The organism is Flavobacterium enshiense, assembly GCF_022836875.1.
Lineage (GTDB): Bacteria > Bacteroidota > Bacteroidia > Flavobacteriales > Flavobacteriaceae > Flavobacterium > Flavobacterium enshiense_A.
The window spans coordinates 2,950,473-2,974,670 of the sequence record NZ_CP090376.1 but is presented as its reverse complement, the minus strand read 5'-3'; the positions used below and the strand labels follow the sequence as shown (position 1 = coordinate 2,974,670).

Annotated in this window: 9 protein-coding genes; 4 read left to right on the top strand and 5 right to left on the bottom strand. The window is 39.6% G+C overall.

Going from position 1 to position 24,198, the window contains the following annotated elements:
* Positions 1-147 precede the first annotated feature (147 nt).
* The 5 genes from uvrB to LZF87_RS13470 all read right to left on the bottom strand — a co-directional run bounded on the left by uvrB (position 148) and on the right by LZF87_RS13470 (position 7,515).
* A complete protein-coding gene (gene uvrB, locus LZF87_RS13490) occupies positions 148-2,136 on the bottom strand; it encodes an excinuclease ABC subunit UvrB (RefSeq protein ID WP_244339749.1) in 1,989 nt (662 codons plus the stop codon).
* A 45-nt stretch (positions 2,137-2,181) separates the two neighbouring features.
* Positions 2,182-3,486: a DUF389 domain-containing protein gene (locus tag LZF87_RS13485; RefSeq protein WP_244339748.1), complete on the bottom strand. Its 1,305-nt coding sequence runs from the start codon at positions 3,484-3,486 to the stop codon at positions 2,182-2,184.
* Between the two features lie 132 nt (positions 3,487-3,618).
* Positions 3,619-4,281 (bottom strand): thiamine diphosphokinase, encoded by a 663-nt coding sequence (locus LZF87_RS13480; protein WP_244339747.1) that lies wholly within the window; start codon positions 4,279-4,281, stop codon positions 3,619-3,621.
* Positions 4,282-4,307: 26 nt separating this feature from the next.
* Positions 4,308-5,135 (bottom strand): DUF4249 domain-containing protein, encoded by an 828-nt coding sequence (locus tag LZF87_RS13475; protein WP_244339746.1) that lies wholly within the window; start codon positions 5,133-5,135, stop codon positions 4,308-4,310.
* A gap of 4 nt (positions 5,136-5,139) precedes the next feature.
* Positions 5,140-7,515 carry a TonB-dependent receptor gene (locus LZF87_RS13470; RefSeq protein ID WP_244339744.1) on the bottom strand — a complete coding sequence of 792 codons (2,376 nt, stop codon included), beginning with the start codon at positions 7,513-7,515 and terminating at the stop codon, positions 5,140-5,142.
* A gap of 378 nt (positions 7,516-7,893) precedes the next feature.
* Between LZF87_RS13470 and LZF87_RS13465 the strand changes: the two genes are divergently transcribed.
* The 4 genes from LZF87_RS13465 (at position 7,894) to LZF87_RS13450 (ending at position 24,141) form a co-directional block, all read left to right on the top strand.
* Complete coding sequence (locus LZF87_RS13465) at positions 7,894-9,489, top strand: helix-turn-helix domain-containing protein (RefSeq protein ID WP_244339742.1); 1,596 nt, start codon at positions 7,894-7,896, stop codon at positions 9,487-9,489.
* Between the two features lie 11 nt (positions 9,490-9,500).
* Positions 9,501-10,688, top strand: coding sequence for a tetratricopeptide repeat protein (locus tag LZF87_RS13460; protein WP_244339740.1), 1,188 nt, complete (start codon positions 9,501-9,503; stop codon positions 10,686-10,688).
* 450 nt (positions 10,689-11,138) lie between these two features.
* On the top strand, positions 11,139-17,360 hold the full coding sequence (locus LZF87_RS13455; RefSeq protein ID WP_244339738.1) for a T9SS type A sorting domain-containing protein: 6,222 nt from the start codon (positions 11,139-11,141) through the stop codon (positions 17,358-17,360).
* 187 nt (positions 17,361-17,547) lie between these two features.
* Positions 17,548-24,141, top strand: coding sequence for a choice-of-anchor J domain-containing protein (locus tag LZF87_RS13450; RefSeq protein WP_244339736.1), 6,594 nt, complete (start codon positions 17,548-17,550; stop codon positions 24,139-24,141).
* Positions 24,142-24,198: the final 57 nt, after the last annotated feature.

Sequence of the window (24,198 nt, the reverse complement as noted above, 5' to 3'; positions counted from 1 at the left end):
CTCATTTGTGTTTTCAGATATAATCGGTTTTTTAAAAGATAGGGAACGCCGTTTACCACGTTTTGTAGTGGTTGGTTTCGAAAGTTTTCCTCAGTGGTCGATGCAATTGTGAAGTGGTCGGGATAGTTTTTCTGATGACGGAAAATATTACAATTTATCCTGTAATAGTTTTATTTCATCCCTTAGTTTGGCTGCCTGCATGAAGTCGAGTTCCTTGGCTGCTTTTTCCATGCTTTTTCGGAGTTCACGGATTTTCTTTTCGATTTCCGGTTTTGATAGATACAGGCTTTCTGGTTCTGCAGCTTTAAGGGCCTTGTCCTCGAAGTATTGTGTGGAAACTGAATTGCCGGCCAAAACATTGCCCAGACTTTTCTTCAGGGCTTGCGGAACTAGGTTGTTCTTCTTGTTGTAGCTCATCTGCTTGCTTCTGCGGTAATTGGTTTCGTCAATGGTTTTTTGCATCGATGCCGTAATCTTATCAGCATACATGATGGCTTTTCCATTAACGTTACGTGCCGCACGACCTACGGTTTGTGTCAGCGAACGATGACTGCGCAGGAAACCTTCTTTATCGGCATCCAAAATGGCTACCAGCGATACTTCAGGTAAATCCAAGCCTTCACGGAGTAAGTTCACCCCAATCAGTACATCAAACAAGCCTTTACGCAAATCCTGCATGATTTCCACACGTTCCAAGGTATCAACATCACTATGAATGTAACGGCAACGAATAGAAACTTTCGCTAAATATTTGGTCAGCTCTTCGGCCATGCGTTTGGTTAAAGTGGTTACCAAAACACGCTCATCGGCTTCGCATCGTAACTGTATTTCTTCGATTAAATCGTCAATCTGGTTTAAACTCGGGCGGATTTCTATAATCGGGTCAAGAAGTCCTGTTGGGCGGATAACCTGTTCCACATAAATCCCTTCCGATTTCTGCAATTCATAATCTGCCGGAGTGGCCGATACATAAATTACTTGATTTTGAAGTGCTTCGAATTCTTCAAACTTGAGCGGACGGTTGTCCATCGCTGCGGGTAATCGGAAACCGTATTCCACCAGATTTTCTTTTCGGCTTCGGTCACCACCGTACATGGCATGAACCTGGGAAATGGTAACGTGACTTTCATCAATAACCATCAGATAGTCGTCCGGGAAATAGTCGATCAGACAGAAAGGTCTGGTTCCTGGTTGTCTTCCGTCCAAATAGCGGGAATAATTTTCAATTCCGGAGCAATAGCCTAATTCGCGTATCATTTCCAGATCGAAATTGGTACGTTCTTCCAAGCGTTTTGCTTCGAGATGTTTGCCGATTTCCTTGAAATAGTCTACCTGTTTTACCAGATCCTGTTGAATTTCCCAAATCGCATTCTGCAATACATCAGGAGAGGTTACGAACATATTGGCCGGATAAATCGTGAGCTTCTCGTATTTCTCAAGAACCTGTGATGTTTTAGAATCGAAGGCTTCAATTTCTTCAATTTCGTCGCCGAAAAAGTGAATTCGGAACGGCTCATCGCCATAACTTGGGAAAATATCCACGGTATCGCCTTTGATACGGAAGGTTCCCGGGGTAAATTCGGCTTCGGTTCTGGAATACAAACTCTGCACCAGGCGATGTAGTAATTTTGTACGCGAAATCATTTGATTTTTCTCTAACGAAACCACGTTTTTCTGAAATTCCACAGGATTTCCGATACCATATAAACACGAAACAGAAGCCACTACTAACACATCACGTCGTCCTGAAAGCAGGGCAGAGGTGGTGCTTAAACGCAGTTTTTCCAGTTCGTCGTTGATGGATAAATCTTTCTCGATATAGGTTCCCGTTACCGGAATAAAGGCTTCGGGCTGATAGTAGTCGTAATAGGAAACGAAATATTGTACGGAGTTGTTCGGAAAGAACTGTTTGAATTCCGAATACAACTGCGCTGCCAGTGTTTTGTTGTGTGCTAGAACTAATGTCGGACGCTGTACTTCCTGAATTACATTGGCAACTGAAAATGTTTTTCCGGAACCGGTAACTCCAAGCAGCGTTTGGTATTTTTCGCCATTAATAAGCCCTTTAGCTAATTTATCAATGGCTTGCGGCTGGTCTCCCATCGGAGCAAATTCGGAAACAACTTGGAATTTCATTTTTAATACGTTCCTGTTTGAGGATGTACTGCAAAGATACAGAGATTATTTAGTATCTTTTTTTTCAATCAGGATTTTTACATCGTCTGAATTCAAGCGACTGGAAAGCCATTCTTTGATTTTTTGTTTTTCTTTCTCGTTAAAGGGACGCGTACTCGTAAAAGTAACAAGGTGAGTTGGTTTTGTGACCGTGTCTTTTGTGGTGAAGTATTCGGTTTTGGCAAATGCACAGCCCTCTAAATCAGGGTATATCGATTTAATCTCTTTTAAAAGCTGGTTGCCAATTTGAGTTAAGCTGTCGTTTGTTTTCTTTTTGGCTTCGATGAAGGTTTTTAAGCGACTGACTTCACTTTGAAGGTCTTCCGATTTTGATAATTCCTTTTTGGTACTAAAAGTCAGTGCTTTCTGGAAAACAATGTTGGTACTGTCGAGACCAAAATCTTTTGCTTTTTTATAGATTTTTGATTTATATCCTTTATCCAGGAGGTTTCCAGCGAATCCCAAAGTCAGTTTTTTTTCGGGAGCATCGATTTTGCTTTTTAAGAGATAATTACCTTCGAAAATTGCAATGCTTTCGATGATTTTTTTTGATTTTTCGGTGAATTTCTCGTTTTCTACCAATTTGTGCCCAAAGTAAATACTGGGTATGATAGTAATGAGGATAATCAGCGAGATAATATGGTTAATTTTTCGTTTTCTTTTCTCCTCTATGGGGGTTCTTATTGGGAATTCAAGAAACTGGCAAATCAGAGCAGATGAAAGTGCTATAAAAACGGTGTTTATGGCAAACAGATAAAAGGCACCCAGAAAAAAATCATATTGCCGAGTCGCCAGTCCGTAACCTGCTGTACACAATGGAGGCATTAACGCTGTGGCGATGGCAACTCCTGGAAGTACATTTCCCTTTTGTGTCGTGCTGATGGCTATAATTCCTGCCAATCCGCCAAAAAATGCTATTAATACATCGTAAATGGTGGGACTGGTGCGGGCCAATAATTCGGAATGTGCTGCAGATAGTGGACTGATAGTGAAATAAAGGGTGGAGGCAACTAAGCTGGCAAGAACTGCAAAACTAAAGTTTTTCAAAGCGGTTTTAAATAACGGAAAATTGTATGTAGCCACACTGTAACCCATGCCATTGATGGGCCCCATTAAAGGAGATATCAACATCGCACCAATAATAACAGCTGTCGAATTCGTGTTTAAGCCTACCGAGGCTACAAAAATGGCCAAAACCAATATCCAGAGGTTTGTCCCTTTGAAAATGATGTCCTTTTCAATTTGATCGTGAATGACATCGAAGTCGCCAGTCTCGTTTTCTAAATTCAGATATTCCAGAAGTTTTTTCATGGCTATCAATAATAAATAAAATGGATTTATCTGAAAATTATAAAAAAAATCGGACTTATCAAAGTCCGATTTTCGAATATCTGGCACTCGACCTATATCGTTTGAATGCTTTTTGAAGACTTAAAGGGTGATCTAATCCAATGATTCTATCAATAGTAAGTCGCCTTTATCATGGTTGATGGTTACCAGTCCGTCTTCCTTGGCATGGTTGCTGCTTCCCGAGCGGAACCCGATGGTCAGGGTATCGTTTTCCAGCGGATAGAACAGGTTTTCAGAATGGATTCCGGTCACTTCTCCAATAGGCATTAACGAGATGATGCTGTCTTTTGGGTACCATTTCTGGAAATGTTTTGGTAACAGGAAAATTTTGGAGTGATCATCAAGAATGACTATTTTCAGGTAGTCCCGATAACGCACAATGTTCGTGATATTGTTAAGGGTGTGATCAGCCCTTCTTCCGGTAGCCCAAATCACATTTACTGCTTTATGGCCTTTTTCGATGAGATAATCGAAGGCTTTTTCCAGATCGGTTTTGTCTTGATCAGGTGTATGTACAATTTCCAACGGATATTGCTTTTTCAGATAGTGTTGTGCATTGAATCCTCTGTCGAAATCACCCAAAAGAACATCTACTTTGATGTTTAATTTAAGGACGCGTTCTATGGCACTGTCCAACACAATGACAAACGGTGACCATTCCAAAAGCTGGCCCAATAATTCTTCGCTGCACGGAGCGCCGTTGGCAATGATTAAAGCAGGTTCCTGATCGTCGCGGACTATATGATGTGAAGACATTTTCGGATTATTTTTGTCAAAGATAATTATTGTACGGGATAATCCTGTAAATCAACTTCGCCTAAGCTAAAATAACCTAACGGATAATTATCGGGGTTGGTTTCATTGACAATATTTCCCCGTACGGTAGCTGGCGGCGTCGAATACGGATTTCCTGAATTAGTACTGGAAATAGTAATCAGTTTGTTCATGTAATCATAATAACCGTTTGAGATTCCTTGCAGTTGAAGCGATAACGTAGACCCATGTGTTGTGTCATCACTGTAATAAAATCCAAACATGATATTTCCTTGAAAGAATTCATCGCTCATAACCCCATAGTCAGGATTTCTTTTGTTAGGGTTTTTTACACCGATCAAATAAAAATTGTCTTCTTCGGGGTTGTCCTGATAATAAAATTTAACTTGAATTATATCTGAGCCATCAATATCGGGAACGACTTGCTGTTCGACATATTCGATGTTTGGTGTTGCATACAGTTTGTTCGTGGAGGTGTAATTTTGGCCGTTATATTGAACATGCAAGGTGTATTCCTCGTTTATGACCGGAACAAAATTATTGCATACATAATCGCCGGTGTCGGGTACCTCAATAAAATTAAAAACGGTGTTCGAGCTATTGGTTACGGTAACCAATGCACCTGTTGCAAAGACAATTTCGCTGGAATAAAAGTCATTGGTAAGGCTTAATTTAATGGTTTGTGTTTCTCCGGCGGTTTCTTTTTGCCATTTTATCACAGCATCGATAACTAATTTCGGTTCGTCATTTTGCAATTCCACATCTACAACTTCTTCGCATCCGTAGCTGAAAATCAGTAAGACGATTATATAACTATATGCGATTAATTTTTTCATGTTCTTAATATTTAAAATTATAAGAAACCGACGGAACGATACCGTATATAGAAAGCCTTACAGCTTCGTTGGCACCTGTGTCGCCGTTTTGGCGGAAACTTATTGATGCAGCATTTTGTCTGTTGTAAATGTTGTAAATCCCGAAAACCCATTCACTTTTCCATCGTCTTTCTTTTTTTGCTTTTGGTGTCAAAATTGCAGCAACGTCCAAACGGTGATAGGCGGGTAATCGGTCATCGTTTCGAGAGTTGTAGCTTGGGATAATGATGTCCTGAAAAACATATTTTCCTCTGGGGTAAGTTACGGGTTGACCACTTTGTAAAGTAAACCCCGAATTTAAAGTCCATTTTTTACTCAGTTTGTAATTTCCGGTTATGGCCAGATTATGTGGCTTGTCATAGGCAGAATCATACCAATCCCCATTATTGATTCCAATTTCTGTCGGAGTTCTTCCGGGGGTTTTTTGTTCTGATTTGGATAGGGTATAAGCTATCCATCCGGTTAAATTACCGGTGTTTCTTCGAATTAAAAACTCAAGACCATAACATCGCATCTCACCGTTAAGGATTACCTGTTCTATGGCTTCATTTGCGATTAAATCGGCCCCATCGATATAATCCATTCTGTTCTTTATTGTTTTATAGTATCCTTCAACTTCAACCGTATAATCATCATCTTTGAAATTTCTGAAATAACCGACTGCGAACTGATCTGCGAGCTGTGGTTTTATGTAGTTATCACTCGGTGTCCAGACATCCAACGGAGTTGGTGAAGAGGTATTTGAAACCAATTGAAGATATTGGGCCATTCTGTGATAACTCGCCTTAACGGATTGATTTTTGTTGATTTCATAGGAAACTGCAAAACGCGGCTCCAGATTATCGTATTGGGCAATTTTTTCATTTGTTCCGAAATATTTTGTTGTAATAGGAACACCTTTTTCGTAAATTTTTAATTCTTCGTTGTAGGTAACAGGCTGATCATTTTCATAGTAGTTTACCGTTGATTTTCCAAGGCGGTAGAACATGCTGTAGCGTAAGCCATAGGATAGGGAAATCTTAGAGCTTACATTATGTTCAATATCCAGATATAAAGCCGGTTCAAAAGCATATTTTTTATCCAGTTGTTGACTGTTTACAGGAGACCCGCTGTCTGTCGGTTCGATCGTCCCGGGATTGAAATCATAGTAGTTGGTGTTAATGCCATAGTTTAATTTGACCTTATCGGATAAATAATGCTTCAGATCGTATTTCACGTTGTAATTACGGATCCCTGATTTCCAGTCGAAGGACATAAAATCGAGGACCAGACCGTAGTAATAATCAGTGTAAATTGCAGACAGGTTTGAAAACAATTTTTTATTGTACAGGTGATTCCAGCGCAGGTTAATTGTAGTGTTGCCATAGGTGTTTGAAAACGTTTTATCCATTATAAAAAAATCACGACCGAAATACCCGGAGAGATACAGATTGTCATCTTTATTAAGTGTATAATGGAGCTTGGCATTTACATCATAGAAGTAGGCCGAGTTTTTATTATCAGTCAATTTCAGAAAAAGATGGGCGTACGATCCACGTCCCCCAACAAGAAAGGAGCCTTTTTCTTTTACAATGGGGCCTTCAATTAGTAATCGGCTGGAAATCAATCCAATTCCTCCGTTAAGACTCAGATGGTTGCTGTTTCCGTCTTTCTGATAAATATCCAGAACAGAAGAAGCACGGCCTCCAAAACGCGCAGGAATTCCTCCTTTGTATAATTTCAGGTCTTTAATCGCATCGGGATTGAATACTGAAAAAAGGCCGAATACATGTGAGGAATTGTAAATTGTGGCTTCATCCAGTAAAATAAGATTCTGGTCGGCAGCCCCGCCGCGAACATTAAAACCTGATTGTCCTTCACCGGCATTTGTAACCCCCGGAAGGTATAAAAGCGATTTTATGACGTCAACTTCTCCTAAAACCACAGGCATCTGCTTTATGGTTGCAATGGATAATTTGTTAGTGCTCATTTCCGGTTTTCGAATATTAGCTCTTTGCTTGCTGGCTATTACAATTTCGTCAAGTTGTTTGGTTTCTGGTTTCAGGGAGTAATTAAGGGTTAAATTTTCGATGAGGTCTATTTCCCGTTCGATGGTATGGTATCCTACGCTGGTTATGATCAATGTGTATTTCCCTTCAGGAAGTGTAAGTGAATAGAAGCCGTATTCATTCGTAAATGTGGTTATTTTCGTGTTTTTTACCTGAATGTTTACGCTTATTAATGTTTCATTGGTTTTAGAATCCGACATTATTCCGCTCACCGTAAATTTTTCCTGAGCCAGGGCGTCTGAAAAAATAAAAAGTGTAAAAAATAGTACTGCTATTTTTTTGAAATAGGCCATAAGGATACCTTTTAACCGCTGTTAAAGACATTGATTTTAATAAAAATGAGTGGTAATGAAGAAGTAATAAAGTTAGCGAAAACTCTTCGCTTTTCAATTAGTTTCTGTGAAAAAATTACAAAAAAAAATATTGTGTTAAAAAATGACACCGGCAATAATTGTTAAAATGCTGCTGTATTTTTATTTTTGAAACAAATTGTGTATCTATATGGTAAAAACACGAGAAAAGCAAAAGAAAGATTTTAAAAATGCAGTAATTTCGACATTATATCCCTACTTTTAACAAGGTGTTGATTGCGTTTTTATAAATGATAAATTTGCAAATAATAAGTGTGAGTTAGTAATAATACTTGAAACTAAATACGAACCAAAAGGCTAATGAGGTATTTCCGTGTTCCGTTTAATTTTTTTGTTGTCCTTGTTGCCAGCGCAGTATTTTTCTCAATAACTGTCGGAGCACAAAATACTATCGACGAACCGCTGCTGTTTAAGGAGTCGGAATCATTGGTTTACAGTAAGCCGGATGAAGCGCTGAAGATCGCACAGCACCTTTTGTCGAAAACCACATCGGAAACGGAAAAAAGCCAGATTAATTTACTGATAGCCGAAATATACAAAGTAAAGGGAGATTACAGCAAAGCGCTTGTTCATTTGTTTGAAGTGAATGAACAAAATACCGGCGCAGAAACTTTTACATTTATAAAAGCGACTGTCGCAAAATCTGAAATATTACAGAAATTGTATCTTGACAGCCAGGCTCAGAAATATTTTGAGGGAGCAGAGAATATGCTTGCTTCCATGAGCGACGAAAACGAAAAAAAATATTGTCGCGCTTTGATACTTCTTGAGAAAATAGGAGTCCAGGCAGATAGGCAAAACTTCAAGGGAGCCATGGAAATGATTGATAAAAATGCCAATCAGATTGATGAAGCCTCCAAACAGTATCCTTATTTTGATTTATGGTTCTCCCTTTCGAAAGGCCGCGTTTATCTGGGTTTAAATGACTTTGAAAAAGGGTACCGGAATTTTAATAGGGCACATCAGCTTTCAGCAAAAGGTAAAGACAAAAACAGTTATGCAGAAGCCTTCGCTTTAATGGGGCTGGCCAATGTGAATTTTCATAAGAAAGCCCATAATCTGGCGGTACCACAACTACTTAAGGCTCTGAAAACGGCAAAGGATTTAAATAATATTTATTTGTTAAGAGACATAAATCGAAATCTCATTGACAATTATATAGTTTTAAATGATAAGGCAAATTATAAATTTTATAATACAGATTTCCTTAACACTAATGCAGAGATTGAAAACATCGGACAGGAATCGCTTAATACGGCTTATAATTTAATCACTAAAGATTATGAAAATATGTATCAGGCTAAACGGGAGGGGTACTTTCGCGGTTTTTATCTGATATTAGGCGTGTTTATAATCGCGGTATTGATTTCAGCGGGGTTTTGGTTCCGTTTTCAATGGGATCAGAAACGTTTGAAGGAGATTATCAGTTATCTTGAAATCACCAGAAGTAATCTTGTCTTGCGTCAACCGGAAAAGAAAGAAGCGGTTAAAAAAGAACCATCCAAAAAAAGCTCTATTCCTGAGGAGACAGAACAGCTGTTGTTGAATAAATTGAAACGATTCGAAAACTCAACGCGTTTTGTCAACAACGATATGTCGCTTGCTCTTTTGGCCGGGCAGTTTGACACTAACATCAAATACCTTTCGGAAGTAATCAATAAGCACTATCAGGTGAATTTTAATACCTACATTAATAAGTTACGCATCAACTATATTGTGGAGAAGTTAAAATCGGATCCTAATTATATGAATTACAAGATAAGTTATCTTGCGGAAGCCAGCGGATTCTCTTCTCACAGCAGTTTTGCAACGGTTTTTAAATCCATAACAGGGTTAGCGCCTGTAACCTTTATAGAACTTTTGAAAAACGAAAAGGAAAACAGTGTCCCTTCTTAAAATCAGAATCCATGAAACATAGCATCCAAATATTTTTTTCGGGTTTCCTTATCATAGGGTTATTGTTGTTAGGTTTGAAATCTAATGCTCAGGATACTGATGTTAAACGATTGGACAGTATCATTAGACAGAGTTCTTCCGAGATGTATAAGAATCCCGATAGAGTGATTGCAACTGGAAAGCAACTTTTGAAAGAAGCGGGAAATGGAAATGATGTTGACATTAAAATCCTTATTTATAAATTGATTTCGGATGGTTATTCTTCAAAGAGGGATTATCAGAAATCACTGGAATATGTTATTAAGGCCAATGAGCTTTTGCCTAAGACAAAGAATAAACGCCTGAAAATATCTATCGTTACCAAAACAGGGATTCAATATCATCAGTTGAAAATTTACGATAAGGCGATTCAGTACCTTGATCAGGCGGAAAAGCTGTGTTTGGAGTATTCCAAGCGGGATTCTGTTCTTGTTAGTCTTGGGATTAATTATGTAGTGAGAGGTTTTATCTATAAAGAAAAATTAAACTGTGCCATCGCTATTAACTTTTTTGACAGAGGAATTAATGAAATTCTTAAATCCAAAGATTTAAAAGGCCATGCCAATGTGATCAGTATTGCAAAGTATAATAAAGGAAACTGTTATTTGATGATGTCTAATAATGCATCAGCCACAAAGAGCTTTCTGGAGTCGATAACTTATGCAAAGATGATGAAGGCGAACAGTTTGCAGGCATTTGCCCAAAAAGGACTGGCACAGGTATATACCATCGAGGGAAAGTATAATCAAGCCATTTCTTTATTACATGAGGCGCAATCAATTTCGAGCAGTGTCGATGATTTGATCCTGAATCAGGAAATCTATAAAGGTTTGTCTGAGAATTATCTAGCGGTTAATGATTGGGACCAATATAAAAAATACCATTTGAAATTCCTGGAGATTCAAAATGAGGTGATGGAACGCGAACGAAAATCGGCCAGCGACTCCCTCAATGCAATTGAAAAGGAAAATGAAAACAGGTTTAAAAGTGAGATTCCGGGTTATGTGTATCGTATAATAGTTGTTATTTTCATTTTAATGTTCCTGATGTTTTTCTTTCTGGTTTCGACCAGGAAAGCAAAAAGAAACATTGTGGAACTAGAAGAAATGATTAAAAACCTGCAGGGCGAAAAGATGCTCCAGGATCAAAATAGGGCTTAGGCGTTTTATTCTTTTCGGGTGCCGAAAAAGGACTTCAATCGGCTGCTTTTATCTTCTGAATTTCTATAATTAATAAAGACCTCTTGTTGCATAACAGGTTAAGGCTTGTTATTTTTATTTCTCAAAATTATACTACAGGAGTGGCTGTTTCAATCTTCTGAAGAAATCAGCTTTCTTACTTTCTTTGAAATCCCGTCTGCTTTTTTTACCAATCAATATCCTACAAAAGCCCAAAGGAATGCCTAAAAAGGACTACAAAATTGTGTGAAGATGCTATAAAACCAGAAAAAGTTAACTCTCGTCGATTTTTTTTGTATTACATTGTTGTTGAAGGCTTTGTTTTGTATTTTAGAGTTTCAAAATTACCGAATTTTGAAAGAATTGCTATTATTATATATGTATGTAATATATAATTTCACGTCTTTAACATTTAAACCAAAATGTATGATTATGCAAAAAAAATTACGACTCGGCAAAGTATTTGATTACTTTGGCTTAAAAAAAGAAAACCGACTCCTCCATGGAACGGTTGTCGCATTATCGCTTTTTTGTTTTTCAAACAATTCGTTTGCTCAACAAACTACGATAATCAATCCCGCCGCAGAGGGAGGATTTAATTCCGGAAACACTTTCGCGGCAAATGGATGGACAGTTGCCAACGAGGGGACCGGTCCCATCAAGTGGGCCGTTGGAACTGCTGCCTCAGGAACCACATCAGTGGGAGCAATCACCAATGGTTCGACAGATGTAACGCTGACCGCTGCCAATGCAAACATCCTTCAGGGTATGATTGTTTATGGAGATAATATTCCTGCCAATACTTTCGTGGCTAGTATAGCCGGTACAACTTTAACTTTATCTCAAAACGCAACTGCTACTTTAGGTACAGTTACTTTAGGTTTTGGGAAAACTTCAGGAGGCGGTATCAGTGTGGCAACATCACAGATGACTACAGCTTCTATTGCTGCTAATACGTATTCAATTACTTTAGCCGCAGCAAATCCAAATATTTCTGTGGGGATGTTAATTGCCCCTGTTGCCGGTTTTATTGGAGCTGATACCTATGTAGCGAGTATTAATGGTACTGCATTAGGATTGTCAAAAGCTTCTATCAATAGTGCCGCGTTTGCCACTGCACAAACGTTATCATTTTCAGCAACTGGATCTGGAATCTCAGGTAATGCTGCTTATGTAACCAATGATAATGGTGTTACCAATTCTTATGGAGGTTACTCAGGGAACAGAACGGTTTATTTCTACAGAGATATCACAAACGTTCCTTCTATTCAAAATGCAATGACACTGACTTTTGATGTGAAATCTGCTCCGACTTTCGGTGCTGGATGGCAAGTATGGGTGGCCCCTATTACACAACCAGTGGCGGGTACCAATACTCAGGTGACAGGACCTATGGCTTATGGTGTTTCATGGCCGGGTGCTACGTTGATTTCGTTCAATTCAGCTACACAGGTCGCTACTACTAAAAATACAGCATTTATTCCTAAATCTTTCGCAGGGACTCCTTTCCGATTGATTTTCGTATGGACTAATGGTACGACGGCAGGAACAGTTCCTCCGGCGGCTATTGATAATATTTCACTTGTCTCAAGAGTACCTGAAGAAATTAATTGTGCTCATTCCGGACTTTGGTCACAGCCTGGCACTTGGGAAGGTGGAAATGTACCGACCCCTGCCGATACTGCAGTTCTTAATGATGATGGCGAGGTGGTTATGATAGACTCAAGATATTCTGGAGCTGATGCTTTGTTCTTGTCGGGAACGAATACCTTAGTACAATTTGCTACGAGCAATATAATGGATGAATTTACTGTTGCTCGGGATTTGACTCTTTCTGCCGGCGGATCAAGATTTAATAATCATGATGGTGCCAATGGTAAGTACTTAAAATTAGGACGTAATTTAAATGTAGGTACAACAGCCAGATTTGACAGTAGTGTTGGTGGTTCTACCGCTTTACAAGGTCGTTTAACGCTTAATGGTTCTACTCTTCAAACAATAACTGTTGCCACGGGCGGTTTCGTAGGTGGATCTGCAGCAGGTGTAAACACTTTTTCTAACGTGGACGGTGTTTTAAATCAGCTTGAAGTTACCAATACCTCTACTGCAACACCGAACGTTGTGTGGAATGCTGATGGAGTTAGACTTAGAACGTCTATAACTTTAACCAGTGGTAGAATAAGTGTTTCTTCCGGAAAAAGATTTGTTATTGGAAACTTCGGTTCTATAAGCAGTAATAATATGAATATTGCTCCGGGTTCTGGTTTTATAAGCGGTACAGTATCCAGATTTATGAGTTCAGGAAGTACAAAACTTGTGCAGCCAGGTACAGAATATCCTGGAACAGATAATAATGCTAAGGCATTTTGGTATCCATTTATTAATGGTACGAGTGGTTCAGACAGATCAGTGTATTTCTTGGCGGATGCTAATCCAGCTACTAACGGTGAGGTTGCTATTACATATACTAATGCAAACACTGTGACAGGAAGCCTTTCTGTTGCAGATGGTGGTTATACTATTAATAAAAGATATGACGGAAATTGGGCATTCTCAACTCCGAACAGTAACGCTGTGCCATCTGGTCCGGCTTTAATTTATGTGCCTAACGCTACAACACCGACTAATAGAGTTGGTATATATGCAAACGGAGCTTATGAAGCTATCGACGGTACTTCAAGATTGATGTATCTTACAACTGCAATGCCTGGTACGCATCAGGACGGAACAGCTCAGCCATTTATCTTCAGAAACGGTTTAACTGTGGCAGATTTAACTACAGCTCCTTTATATGTTGGAGTTAGTAACGCATCTAGCTTGGATACAGCTACAGGAATTACTTCTCTTACATCTGGTAACTGGAACAGTACTTCAACATGGGTTGGAGGTGTTGTTCCGACTTGTAGCAATGTAGTAACTATCGCTAGCGGTCATAATGTTACGGTATCGGCTACAGCTAATGCTGCAGGTGTAATTATCGCAAAAGGTGGTACATTGACTAACAATGCAGGTACCAGTACAATGACAGTAGGTAATTGTGCAAACAACCTTAATAATGCTGCTTTCATCAACAACGGTACACATGCTATGATTGCCGGTAATTTAAAAGTGAACGGTTTTGTTGCTCATAAAAACGGAAGTTTCTTCAACCAAACGGGTGGGGATATAGTGATTGACAGTAATGATAATGGTAACCCTGCAACTTCTGTTGCTTTTGGAGGTGCTTCTTGTAAAATTGAAACATCTAACCTGGATTTGACAGGAGGAAAAATTACGATTGTTGACCCACTTGTAAATATTGGTACTCCAATTACAGGTACATCAATTTCGAGTTTTAATGTTAATACAGCTGGTGCAGCAGGTACTTTTTCGGTTAACGGAACTATTGGTGCAGCTACTCTTAACACGATCAACATAACAGGAACGTATAACATTTTTGAAGCTGGGCAGGTAGTGTCCGGACACGCTAATATTGTTCCGGGAACGAAAATTCAAACAGTTTCTGTTGGGGGTGTAGGAAGTCCGCCTGCAATTACATTAACATTGGATAGACCAGCTACTGGAGCAATTGCTGCAGGCACTCCAATTTCCTATTCTTCTATGGCAAATGGATTGTTTGGTGTTGTAATTGAGCCAAGCGCAGCGAATGCAAATTTATCAGTTGGACAGTCAGTTTCCGGAACTGGTATTCCTGTAGGGGCAAAGATTACTGCTTTAGCGTTTAATGGTCTTGGAACAAACTTTGTAGGTAAGGTAACCTTATCAGCGGCGGTTTCAGATTTAGGTACATCGCCTATTACAGCGCAGCAGCCAATAACTATTGCCGGGGTAAACCCAGGAGCGTCCACTGTAACTTTAACAGCTGTAAATCCGAATATTGTAGCAGGTATGAATGTTTCAGGGTCAGGTATAAAACCAGGTACTTTTTTAACTGATGTTACAGGTGCTAAATTAACTTTATCAGAACCGATTCAGGCAGGGGCTCCTTCTCCTTTAGTGATGGATTTCCATGTGTCTAACGCACAATCCAGTGGTTCGTTTATTTATGCTTCGCCAAATAATTATGCTACAGGACTGAACCATACGTTACAAATAGGGGATGGTGTTTCAACTCATAGCTCATCTTTGATGACTAACGGTTTTAACTGTCAGTTCCAGGCTGCAGGAGGGTTATTCTCTTTAGGGAATCTAATTGTTAATAATGCTCCTAATGGTGCAGATAGATTTATGAACGTTAGCAGTAACAATGTTAATAATCAATACAACATGAACGTTCAGAATGCATTCACGGTTACGGCCGGCAGTGTTTTCAAGAAAACGTTTTCCAATGCAACGGTTTATGTGGGAGGTAACATCGTAAATAACGGTACTATTAATTTCCCTTCTGGAAGTACACTATTATACTTAGGAAACTTTATTAACGGAGTTGCCGTGCCAACTGCACTTCCTCAGACTATTTCTGGTTCGGGTGTATTTGCCACTAATCAGTGGGCTTTAACTCCTGGTATAACCAATGGGTCATTCCCGAGTTTGCAAGTAAACAATACAAGTGCTCAGGGTGTTACAATCAGTGTTCCTAACTTCAGATTACTAAGTGGCGTGATATTAACCAATGGGATCGTTCACACTTCAGCAGCATATCCTATTTATGTAGGAAACCCTGATGTTACTGCAAGTACTCCTACAAGTGGTACTTTTTCGGGTGGTAGTGCCACTTCATATATTGATGGTCCTGCTGTGCATGCAAACATGAGCTCGGCTACTATGACTCAATCCAAATTATTCCCTCTAGGTAAAAATGGTAAGTACCTTCCGATACTTATTGCTTCAACAGGAGGTGTTGAATTAATGGCTGAGGCTTTCGATACCAATTCAGGTACTGTAAATGCAACTAACGTTTCTAATTTAAGTGCAAACAGATGGAAAGTGACAAGAGTTGGTTCAGCTGGAACTTTTACAGGTTATAACGTGAGGTTAGCGTCTTCAAGTCCTGTTGTTACTGCTTCAAATATTATTGTGCATTCAGCTACTGAGAATGGAACGTATGATATCGTTTCAACTCCTGCTTCTGCAACAACTTTTGATGCTGCTCACTTCTCTATTCCAGCATTTCCTTCTATCGTATTGGCTACTAATCAGACAGGTGGTTTCTTAGGAAACTTTGCATACGCTGAAGGTCCTGCTTGTACAGGAACTCCAACTCCAGGTGCTACTGTAGCTTCTTCTTCTTCAGTTTGTGCAGGACAATCTGTTACGTTAAGTTTAACAACTCCTACAACAGGAGCTTTGGTAACTTACCAATGGCAAAGTTCTGTTAATGCAGGACCTATGACTAACATCGCTGGTGCTACTGCAGCAACTTATGTGGCTACACCTACAGCAAATACTTCATACCAGTGTATTGTAACTTGTTCTGGAAGTTCAGGTACTTCAACACCGGTTGCTGTTACAACTGTGGCTTCATCTGTTACTGTTACAGGTACTTCAATGTGTACAGGCGGTACAGCTAATTTATCAGCTGCAGGAAGTGCAATTTTAAATTGGTATGATGCTCCAACAGGTGGAAACCTGGTAAATGAGGGAACAAATTTCACGCCTACTGTGTCTCAAACTACTACTTATTATGTAGCATCTGGTTCTGTATCATCTAATGGTTCTGCAAATACTGCAGCGTTTGGTGGTACTGCAGCTTCTAGTGCCGTTTATAAAGGTATTTCGTTTGATGCTGTTAATACTTTTGAATTAAAAACAGTAACAGTTTACCCTAAAAATACTGCGTCTCTTACACCAATTACAGTAGGATTATTTGATGCTAACGGTAATGTTGTTTCAGGAACTAATCAGGTAACTTTCACTCCGACACTTAATACAGGAACTATGGGCTCTGTATCTCAGGTTGTGACACTTAACTATACTATTCCGGTTGGTAAAGATTATAGATTAGTGGTTACTAATGGTTTAGTTGCAGCAAACAATACGTTAGGAAACAGTACTGGAGTGATAGATTATCCGTCTACAAACGGACCTATCAGATTGACAGGTAATGTTTCTGGACTTAATGATGCAATTGTTGTAACTGATAATACTACAAACGTTTTCCATAATTTAACGTATGAAGAAGTTTGTGAGGCGCTTAGAGTTCCGGTTACTGCAACTGTGGTAAATACTCAGGCTCCAACTGCAGCGGCTACACAAGATGCTTGTGCTACAAAAACAATTGCTGATTTCATTGTAAATGGCGGATCAGCTACTGCTAGCGGATTAACATGGTATGCTGATTCGGCTTTAGGTTTTACTATTCCAACGACAACACCTGCTGTTTTAGGCACAACGTATTATGTGTCTCAAACTATTAGCGGTTGCGAAGGCCCAAGAACTGGAATTACAGCAGGAGGTACTTGTTTAAGCACTGAGGATTTCAAAATTGCTGAATTGAAATACTTCCCGAATCCGGTTAACGATCAATTGACCATTACGGCAAAAGATGTAATAACCAGAATAGAGGTATACAATTTATTAGGTCAGCAATTAAAAGCTTTAGATACTACTACAAATAATGTTCAAATGAATTTTGGCGGATTTGCGTCGTCGACGTACTTAGTTAAAGTTTATTCGGAAGATCATGTAGATTTCTTTAAAGTGATTAAAAGATAATAAGTAATGCCAAGTAAGGCAATCAGTGTGATTGCCTTACTTTTTTTTCAATTTAAGTATTTCGGCATAGAATACATTTAACAAATAAAATTCAGAAAAAATGCAAAAAGAGTCAGCTATATCATGCTGGATGTTTATTTCAAAGTTTTTCCTTTCTTCAAGAAAGAACTTTGAAATAAGTATTCTTATGATACTAACATTTGGATTATTTTCAAGTTCAGCTTCTGCGCAGGGTTTACCTCTAGAAAATTTTAACAGCGGAATTCCTGGAACTTGGGGAAAAGCCAGTAACCAGACGGTTATTAATAACTGGGGACCGACAACACCAACGGGAGGTTATCAGGCTACACCTGGGGCAGTGGTAAATCCTGCTTTAAATACAACTACAGGTACAAGGGCGGAGTATTTTTTTATAACTCCTCAATTTAACCTACCTAACGCAACTGAAATCAGATTTTTTACAAAACAAGGGTTTACTAGTGATAGAGGTACAACTTATGAATTAAGATTGTCTACTGCACTTCAGCCAGATATCAGCAGTTTCAACGTAACGCTGAAAACCTGGACAGAAGCCGATTTAAATACAAGTCCGACTACTTATGAAGAAAAAATAGTTCCGGTTGCTTCACTCCCTGCCGGTATACCGGTTTTTCTTGCTTTTGTTGCAATCACGAATCAGGATGGAACTACTGATACCGTTGGAGATTCGTGGTTTATAGATAATGTCAGAGTAATCACAAGCTGTGCAAAAGTAACAGGAATTAATTCTGCCATGACCGCGACTGGTGGTCTAGTCACCTGGTCGCATGCTACAGCAAATAACTTTGAAATTCAGATCGTTCCGCGTGGAACGGGTAATGCCCCTTCTGGTATAGCGGTTAATGGATTTTCACATACATTTTCAGGTTTAACAGATGGTACTGATTACGATGTATACATCAAAACAATTTGTGATGCTACTACAGCAAGTGAATGGGCTGGTCCTTTCCCTGTTAAAACAGCCAGATTAGGTTTAGATTGTAGTACACCAATAGTTATTCCACCGACTTCCACGTCACCGGGACCCTATGTTTTAAGTTCGAACTTAAGTTCGTTCCACCCGGCGGCAAATTATACACCGATGAATTCCCAGGGGTTAAGTTGTCAGCCTGTGGGTCAGACTCAGAACTTGTTGTTAGGGGATCATGCCTTTTTAGCTTATACGCCAACGACTTCGGGGTTGGTTAACGTAGGTTTGTCTACGACCGTTAACACAGCTTCAGGATGTTTTAACAGCTTGGCAAGTGTTTTTATTTTCGACAGTTGTACCGGTATCGGTACCACAGCGAACTGTTTAGGGGGGCTAGCAGTAGGCAGTACTTCCAATAATGGAACGCAAGGGCAGATTCCTAACGTGTATTTACAGGCGGGACAGACGTACTATTTTGTAATTTCTTCGCCTTATCAATATAATGCTTCTCAGCCAGGAGCAAGTATTTGTTTCACCTTCACATTATCACAGCCTTCTTGTTCTATTCCGGCAGGAATTTCTTATGATAACTTAGCGCAAACCAGCGCAAGATTCTCATGGGGTAACCCACAGAATTTAGTGAGTAACTGGCAATATATTGCAAAATTGGCTTCGGCGGGACCTCCGATTGCTGGGGATGTTTTAACATCAACCAACACTAACGTAAATAATTTGGTTGGCTCGCTTACACCAAATACTGCCTATAATTTTTATGTAAGATCAGTATGTAGTGGTACACCGGGAGCGTGGAGTAATGCATTCCCGTTCAGAACACTATGTAATTTTTTCCCAACACCATATTCTACAGACTTTAACACGGCAACTTCCACTAATCCGGAGCCATGTTGGACAATATTGGATTTAAATGGTGATGGTACACAGTTCGTTTATTCAGGAGATGCTGCACCGGGAGCACCGCAAGGTAATCTTGCGAGACTTAATACATTTAATTCAGGTACGCAAACAAATGATATGTTAATATCGCCTCAGGTTCGTTTGGATGGGGTTGTTCAAAAACAACTTCGATTCAAATTTAAAGGATTTGGAGGGTATACCAACAGTACAGGATATGTATTAGGAGAATCTTCCTTCTCAGTTAAAATTTCTACAACAGGAGTAGGGGCACCTAGTTTTACTACTATACTATTGCCACTTGCTACGTATGAAACAGGAAACAACTGGGTTGAAAAAATTATAGCTATCCCGGCAAATATAGTTGGTGATATCAGCATCGCATGGCACGTAGAACCGGGTCATCCTCAAACATCAACGAATTTCTATGTTGATGATGTAACTATCGAAGATTTACCGGCATGTTCGCCACCACAATATCCAGGTGTAACGGCTGGCTCGATAACTCAAAATCAAGCGCAGTTTTTCTGGACACCCGGTATTAATAACTCGGAGTGGGAAATTGCCGTACAGCCTTTAAACTCTGGTGTTCCTACAGGAAACGGAGAAAGGGTTACCAATAATCCGTTTTTGAAAAATGGTTTAACAGCTTCTACCCGTTATGAATACTATATCAGAACGTATTGTGATGATGTTACGAAGAGTGTTTGGGTAGGACCAGTAAGATTCAACACATTGTGTGACGCCCTACCTGTACCATATTATGAAAGTTTGAATGATACCGATGTGACTACTAAAAAGTTCTGTTGGAAGGTTGATAACAGAAATAATGATGGTGGCAGATCCCAGTGGACTATAGATGGTACACAGGCATTTATCCAAGCCAGAGATCTTCCTTTTACTCCTTTTGAGAATTTTGACGATTACCTGATAACTGCTCAGGTAAACGCAGTGGGGACAAAAATGCTGAAGTTTAAGTGTAAAGCGAGTTCTAGTATCTTTACACCTGAACAAAGAGCTAATTTTGAGGTTTTAATGTCGGCTTCGCCGGACATGAGCAACCCAACGGTATTGATTCCTTCTCATGATATTACGAATGGTGAGTTCGTGGAGGATTTTGTGATTTTTACCGGAACAGGACCTGCTTACTTTGCATTCCACGTTCCGTCAACTATAGTACAGCCAGCTAATACTGGAGTACTTTATATTGATGATTTCAGTATTGATGACGCTTCTCCTTGTCCCAATCCTTCTGTGTTAACGGCATCTAATATTACAACAACGACTGCTACTTTGAGCTGGACGAAGGGATATCAGGAAACACAATGGGAAATTGCGATTCAGAGTCCGGGTTCAGGAACACCGACAGGTTCAGGAACGGTGGTTAGTACAAATCCGACTTATAATGCAACGGGCTTGACTGCAAATACAACTTATGAGTATTATGTTAAAGCTATTTGTGGTTCTGATCAAAGCGCGTGGGTTGGTCCATTTGCATTTAAAACCGCATGTAATGTACTATCATCACCATTCGTTGAAACGTTTGAAACAAATTCACCAACAGAATCTTGTTGGTCAACTGTAAACAGTAATTTAGATGGAAATGAATGGGATATGAATTTCCCGGTGAATCCTATTTTTGGAGGACAATCGGCAACTTTGAGTTGTTTTACAAACGGAAACAGTAATGATTGGTTAATTTCTCCAACAATAACAGTACAGCCAAATCAAAGATTACGTGTTTATTACAAAAGTCACTATGAGCCTGTAATTGGAAATGATTTAAAAGTTAAACTTTCGACAAACGGTGCTGATATCTCTCAGTTTACGACCACTCTTTATGATACGGACGTTACCGGAACCATAAATAATACGGACGTAAGGGAATTGATAATCAACCTTACCACTATTACAGCTCCTACCAATATTAACATAGCATTTCAAGTGCCGCCAGGGACACCAGGTCCTGAAGGTTATAGAGGATCATATGTAGTTATCGATAATGTAAGTATTGAGAATATTCCAGCATGTCCGCCTGTAATCAACGTGACTGCTGCTGCTAATACTACTTTTGATACTACATCGGTACTCAACTGGACGCCGGTAGGTTCTGAAACTTCATGGGAAATTTCAGTACAGCCTTTCGGTACTCCGGCTCCGGTAGGAAATACACAACCGCAATATTTACGTACAGCAACGACGCATCCTTATACATTAACAGGACTTACGCCGTCAACGCATTACCAATTCTATGTGAGAGCAGTTTGTAGCACTACTTCACAAAGCACGTGGGTTGGCCCATTTGAGTTGCTTACTAAATGTGATACTTCAAATTTATGTACATACACGGTTTCGTTAACAAACGGAGGAGGATCTCAGGCACTATCAGCCATAGATGTTGTTCAAAACGGAGTAGTATATCAATCACTTGTTTTCCCTACTGTTGCGCCAGGCCAGCCTACAGTTTTAGATTATCAGATATCTGTATGTAGAGGAATTGAATTTAACTTGTTTTGGAGACTTAATGGTAGTGCTACCGTAAATTCATGGCCAAATGCGACGGTAACGGTAAAAGATTATACCGGTGCTCAGGTTTTTAACACTACGCTTGGTCAACATACTATGAATACCAATATTTATACAGCAGTTTCGAACTGTACAACGGTTACATGTGTACAGCCTACTAACCTTGCAGTTAGTGATTTAGGTGTGCTTTCATGGACTCCGGGTGGTTCAGAAACACAATGGGAGGTTTTCGTACAGCCGTTAGGTCTGGGCGGAATTCCGCAATCGGGTGTTACTGTAACCGGTACTGCAAGTTATCTTCCGACAGCTACGGATTTCATTGTTCCTTTGGATGGAACTTATGAATTCTTCGTAAGAACGGTTTGTGGTGATACAAATAAGAGTTACTGGACAGGACCGAAAGTATTCGTTAGAAATGATGAGCCGCAAACTGCAATAGTTCTTCCGGTGAATACAAACGGTACTTGTACGTCTACAGGAACAAAAGCATCTTTCAAAGGTGTGAAACCTTCTACTGAACCGACGTCTTGCGCAGGAGCAAACGGAGGAGATATTTGGTATCAATTCGTGGCAACTTCGAAAATTCACACGGTGGAATTAAGCAATTGGACTCCGGGCAGCTGGTGGACGAACGCAGCCGTGGGAGTTTGGCCTAATGTTATATTATCTTTATATGAAGTGCAAGGAGATGGCTCTCTTGTTGAGAAAGCGTGTAGCGAAAACAACTCGTTAACTACAATGTATTCTACTGAGCTGACTGTTGGTACTACTTATAAAGTACGAGTTAAGCTCAATCAGACAAATAGTACTGATAAGATGTTTAATATTTGTGTAAGCACTCCGGAAAATACTTGTGATGTTAGTAATTTCAATTACAGTTTTGAAAAATTACCAATGCAGTTTGTAACAAGTGTTAGCACGATTGCAGAAACGTCAGTGGTTCCGGGATGGAGAACGAATACGGATGCTGATACAATATTCTTCCACGAAGGATCAGGCCCTGGTGCGGTAACTCCTTATGAAGGAGCCCAAAGTATTCAAGTAATTCAAGATCCGGCCAATACATGGGATCCTAACGGTCCTATCAAAGGAACCTATACGGATATCGAAACACCGGCTGAAATCCAAAAGGTGAAATATAGTTTTGCTTCAGCAACTAGAAGTGGCGTAAATGGAACAACTATAGAATTGTGGGCAGGACCGCCATCAGGTCCGTTTACAAAGCTAACCGAGCATTTTACAGCTTCAATGGTTTGGAGTTTAAGAACGGGAAGTTATACAATACCTGTTGGACAACCTGTGACAAGATTTATCTTCAGAACAAAAAATAATGGAATTGGGCATATGTTAGATGCTGCCAAATTTGTTCTTAATACTGATATTGTTACGGCTGACCCAACATTAACTTGTGACCAGACTTCGGTTAGCGTTACAGGTGAAGGAACAGGAGAGTGGATTGCGGATACAAACAACCCGGCTGTTACTGTAATTGAGACACCTCAAAGTCAGACAACGACTATTTCAGGATACAATACACCGGGTGTGTACACTTATTTCTGGAAAACTCGTTACTGTGAAAAACCATTTACGGTTACTTATTTAGGTATCCCAGAAGTGGCTGCTGTAACGTCACCGGTTAATTATTGTTTGGATGGACCATCTGCACCTTTAACAGCAACTGCGCCAGACGGCTTTACGTTATTATGGTTTACGGATGCTGTAGGAGGTACTGGAGATGTTGATGCTCCAGTTCCATCAACTGCTACAGTAGGTACAACAACGTACTACGTTTCAGTAGTTAACCCTCAAGGATGTATTGGAGTCAGAACTCCAATCGAGGTTATCGTAAACGATTTGTATGATCCGAAAGTTGGTTTCAAATATGACGATACTAAGTACTGTGGAACAGTAAACAATCCTGTTTTACTAGTTGATGAAGAAGAATTTACAACAGGCGGAACTTTCTTGGCTACACCTGCTGGATTGACTATAAACCCTGCAACAGGAGCTATCGATCTTTCTACTAGTACACCTGGAGAGTATGAAATTATATATACAATAGACGAGAGAGTAAATGGATGTAATAAAGAAGGATCATCAGCTATTGTAAAACTTCAATACGAAGGGCCTTGTCCAAATATTCCAAGAGGTATTTCTCCAAATGACGATGGTGATAATGATACTTTTGTCCTTAGAGATCTGGGTGTTAAAAAGGTTGCCATCTTTAACCGTTATGGTGTAGAAGTATATTCTTACGGAGAAGGATATGAAGATCAGTGGTACGGACAGTCAAATGACGGAGAGAAATTACCTGACGGTACTTATTTCTACAGTATCCAGAAAGCTGATAACACTACCGTTACCGGTTGGGTATACATCAACAGACAATATTAATAACAAATAAAATCAGTCTGCCTGCTAAAGTGGGCAGACTGTAATTATTAAAGCAAT

Bases quoted from the DNA above. Each gene is read 5' to 3' on its own strand.
- LZF87_RS13485 (WP_244339748.1), bottom strand. From the start codon at position 3,486: ATGAAAAAACTTCTGGAATATCTGAATTTAGAAAACGAGACTGGCGAC.
- LZF87_RS13480 (WP_244339747.1), bottom strand. From the start codon at position 4,281: ATGTCTTCACATCATATAGTCCGCGACGATCAGGAACCTGCTTTAATC.
- LZF87_RS13450 (WP_244339736.1), top strand. From the start codon at position 17,548: ATGATACTAACATTTGGATTATTTTCAAGTTCAGCTTCTGCGCAGGGT.
- LZF87_RS13460 (WP_244339740.1), top strand. From the start codon at position 9,501: ATGAAACATAGCATCCAAATATTTTTTTCGGGTTTCCTTATCATAGGG.
- uvrB (WP_244339749.1), bottom strand. From the start codon at position 2,136: ATGAAATTCCAAGTTGTTTCCGAATTTGCTCCGATGGGAGACCAGCCG.
- LZF87_RS13470 (WP_244339744.1), bottom strand. From the start codon at position 7,515: ATGGCCTATTTCAAAAAAATAGCAGTACTATTTTTTACACTTTTTATT.
- LZF87_RS13455 (WP_244339738.1), top strand. From the start codon at position 11,139: ATGCAAAAAAAATTACGACTCGGCAAAGTATTTGATTACTTTGGCTTA.
- LZF87_RS13475 (WP_244339746.1), bottom strand. From the start codon at position 5,135: ATGAAAAAATTAATCGCATATAGTTATATAATCGTCTTACTGATTTTC.
- LZF87_RS13465 (WP_244339742.1), top strand. From the start codon at position 7,894: ATGAGGTATTTCCGTGTTCCGTTTAATTTTTTTGTTGTCCTTGTTGCC.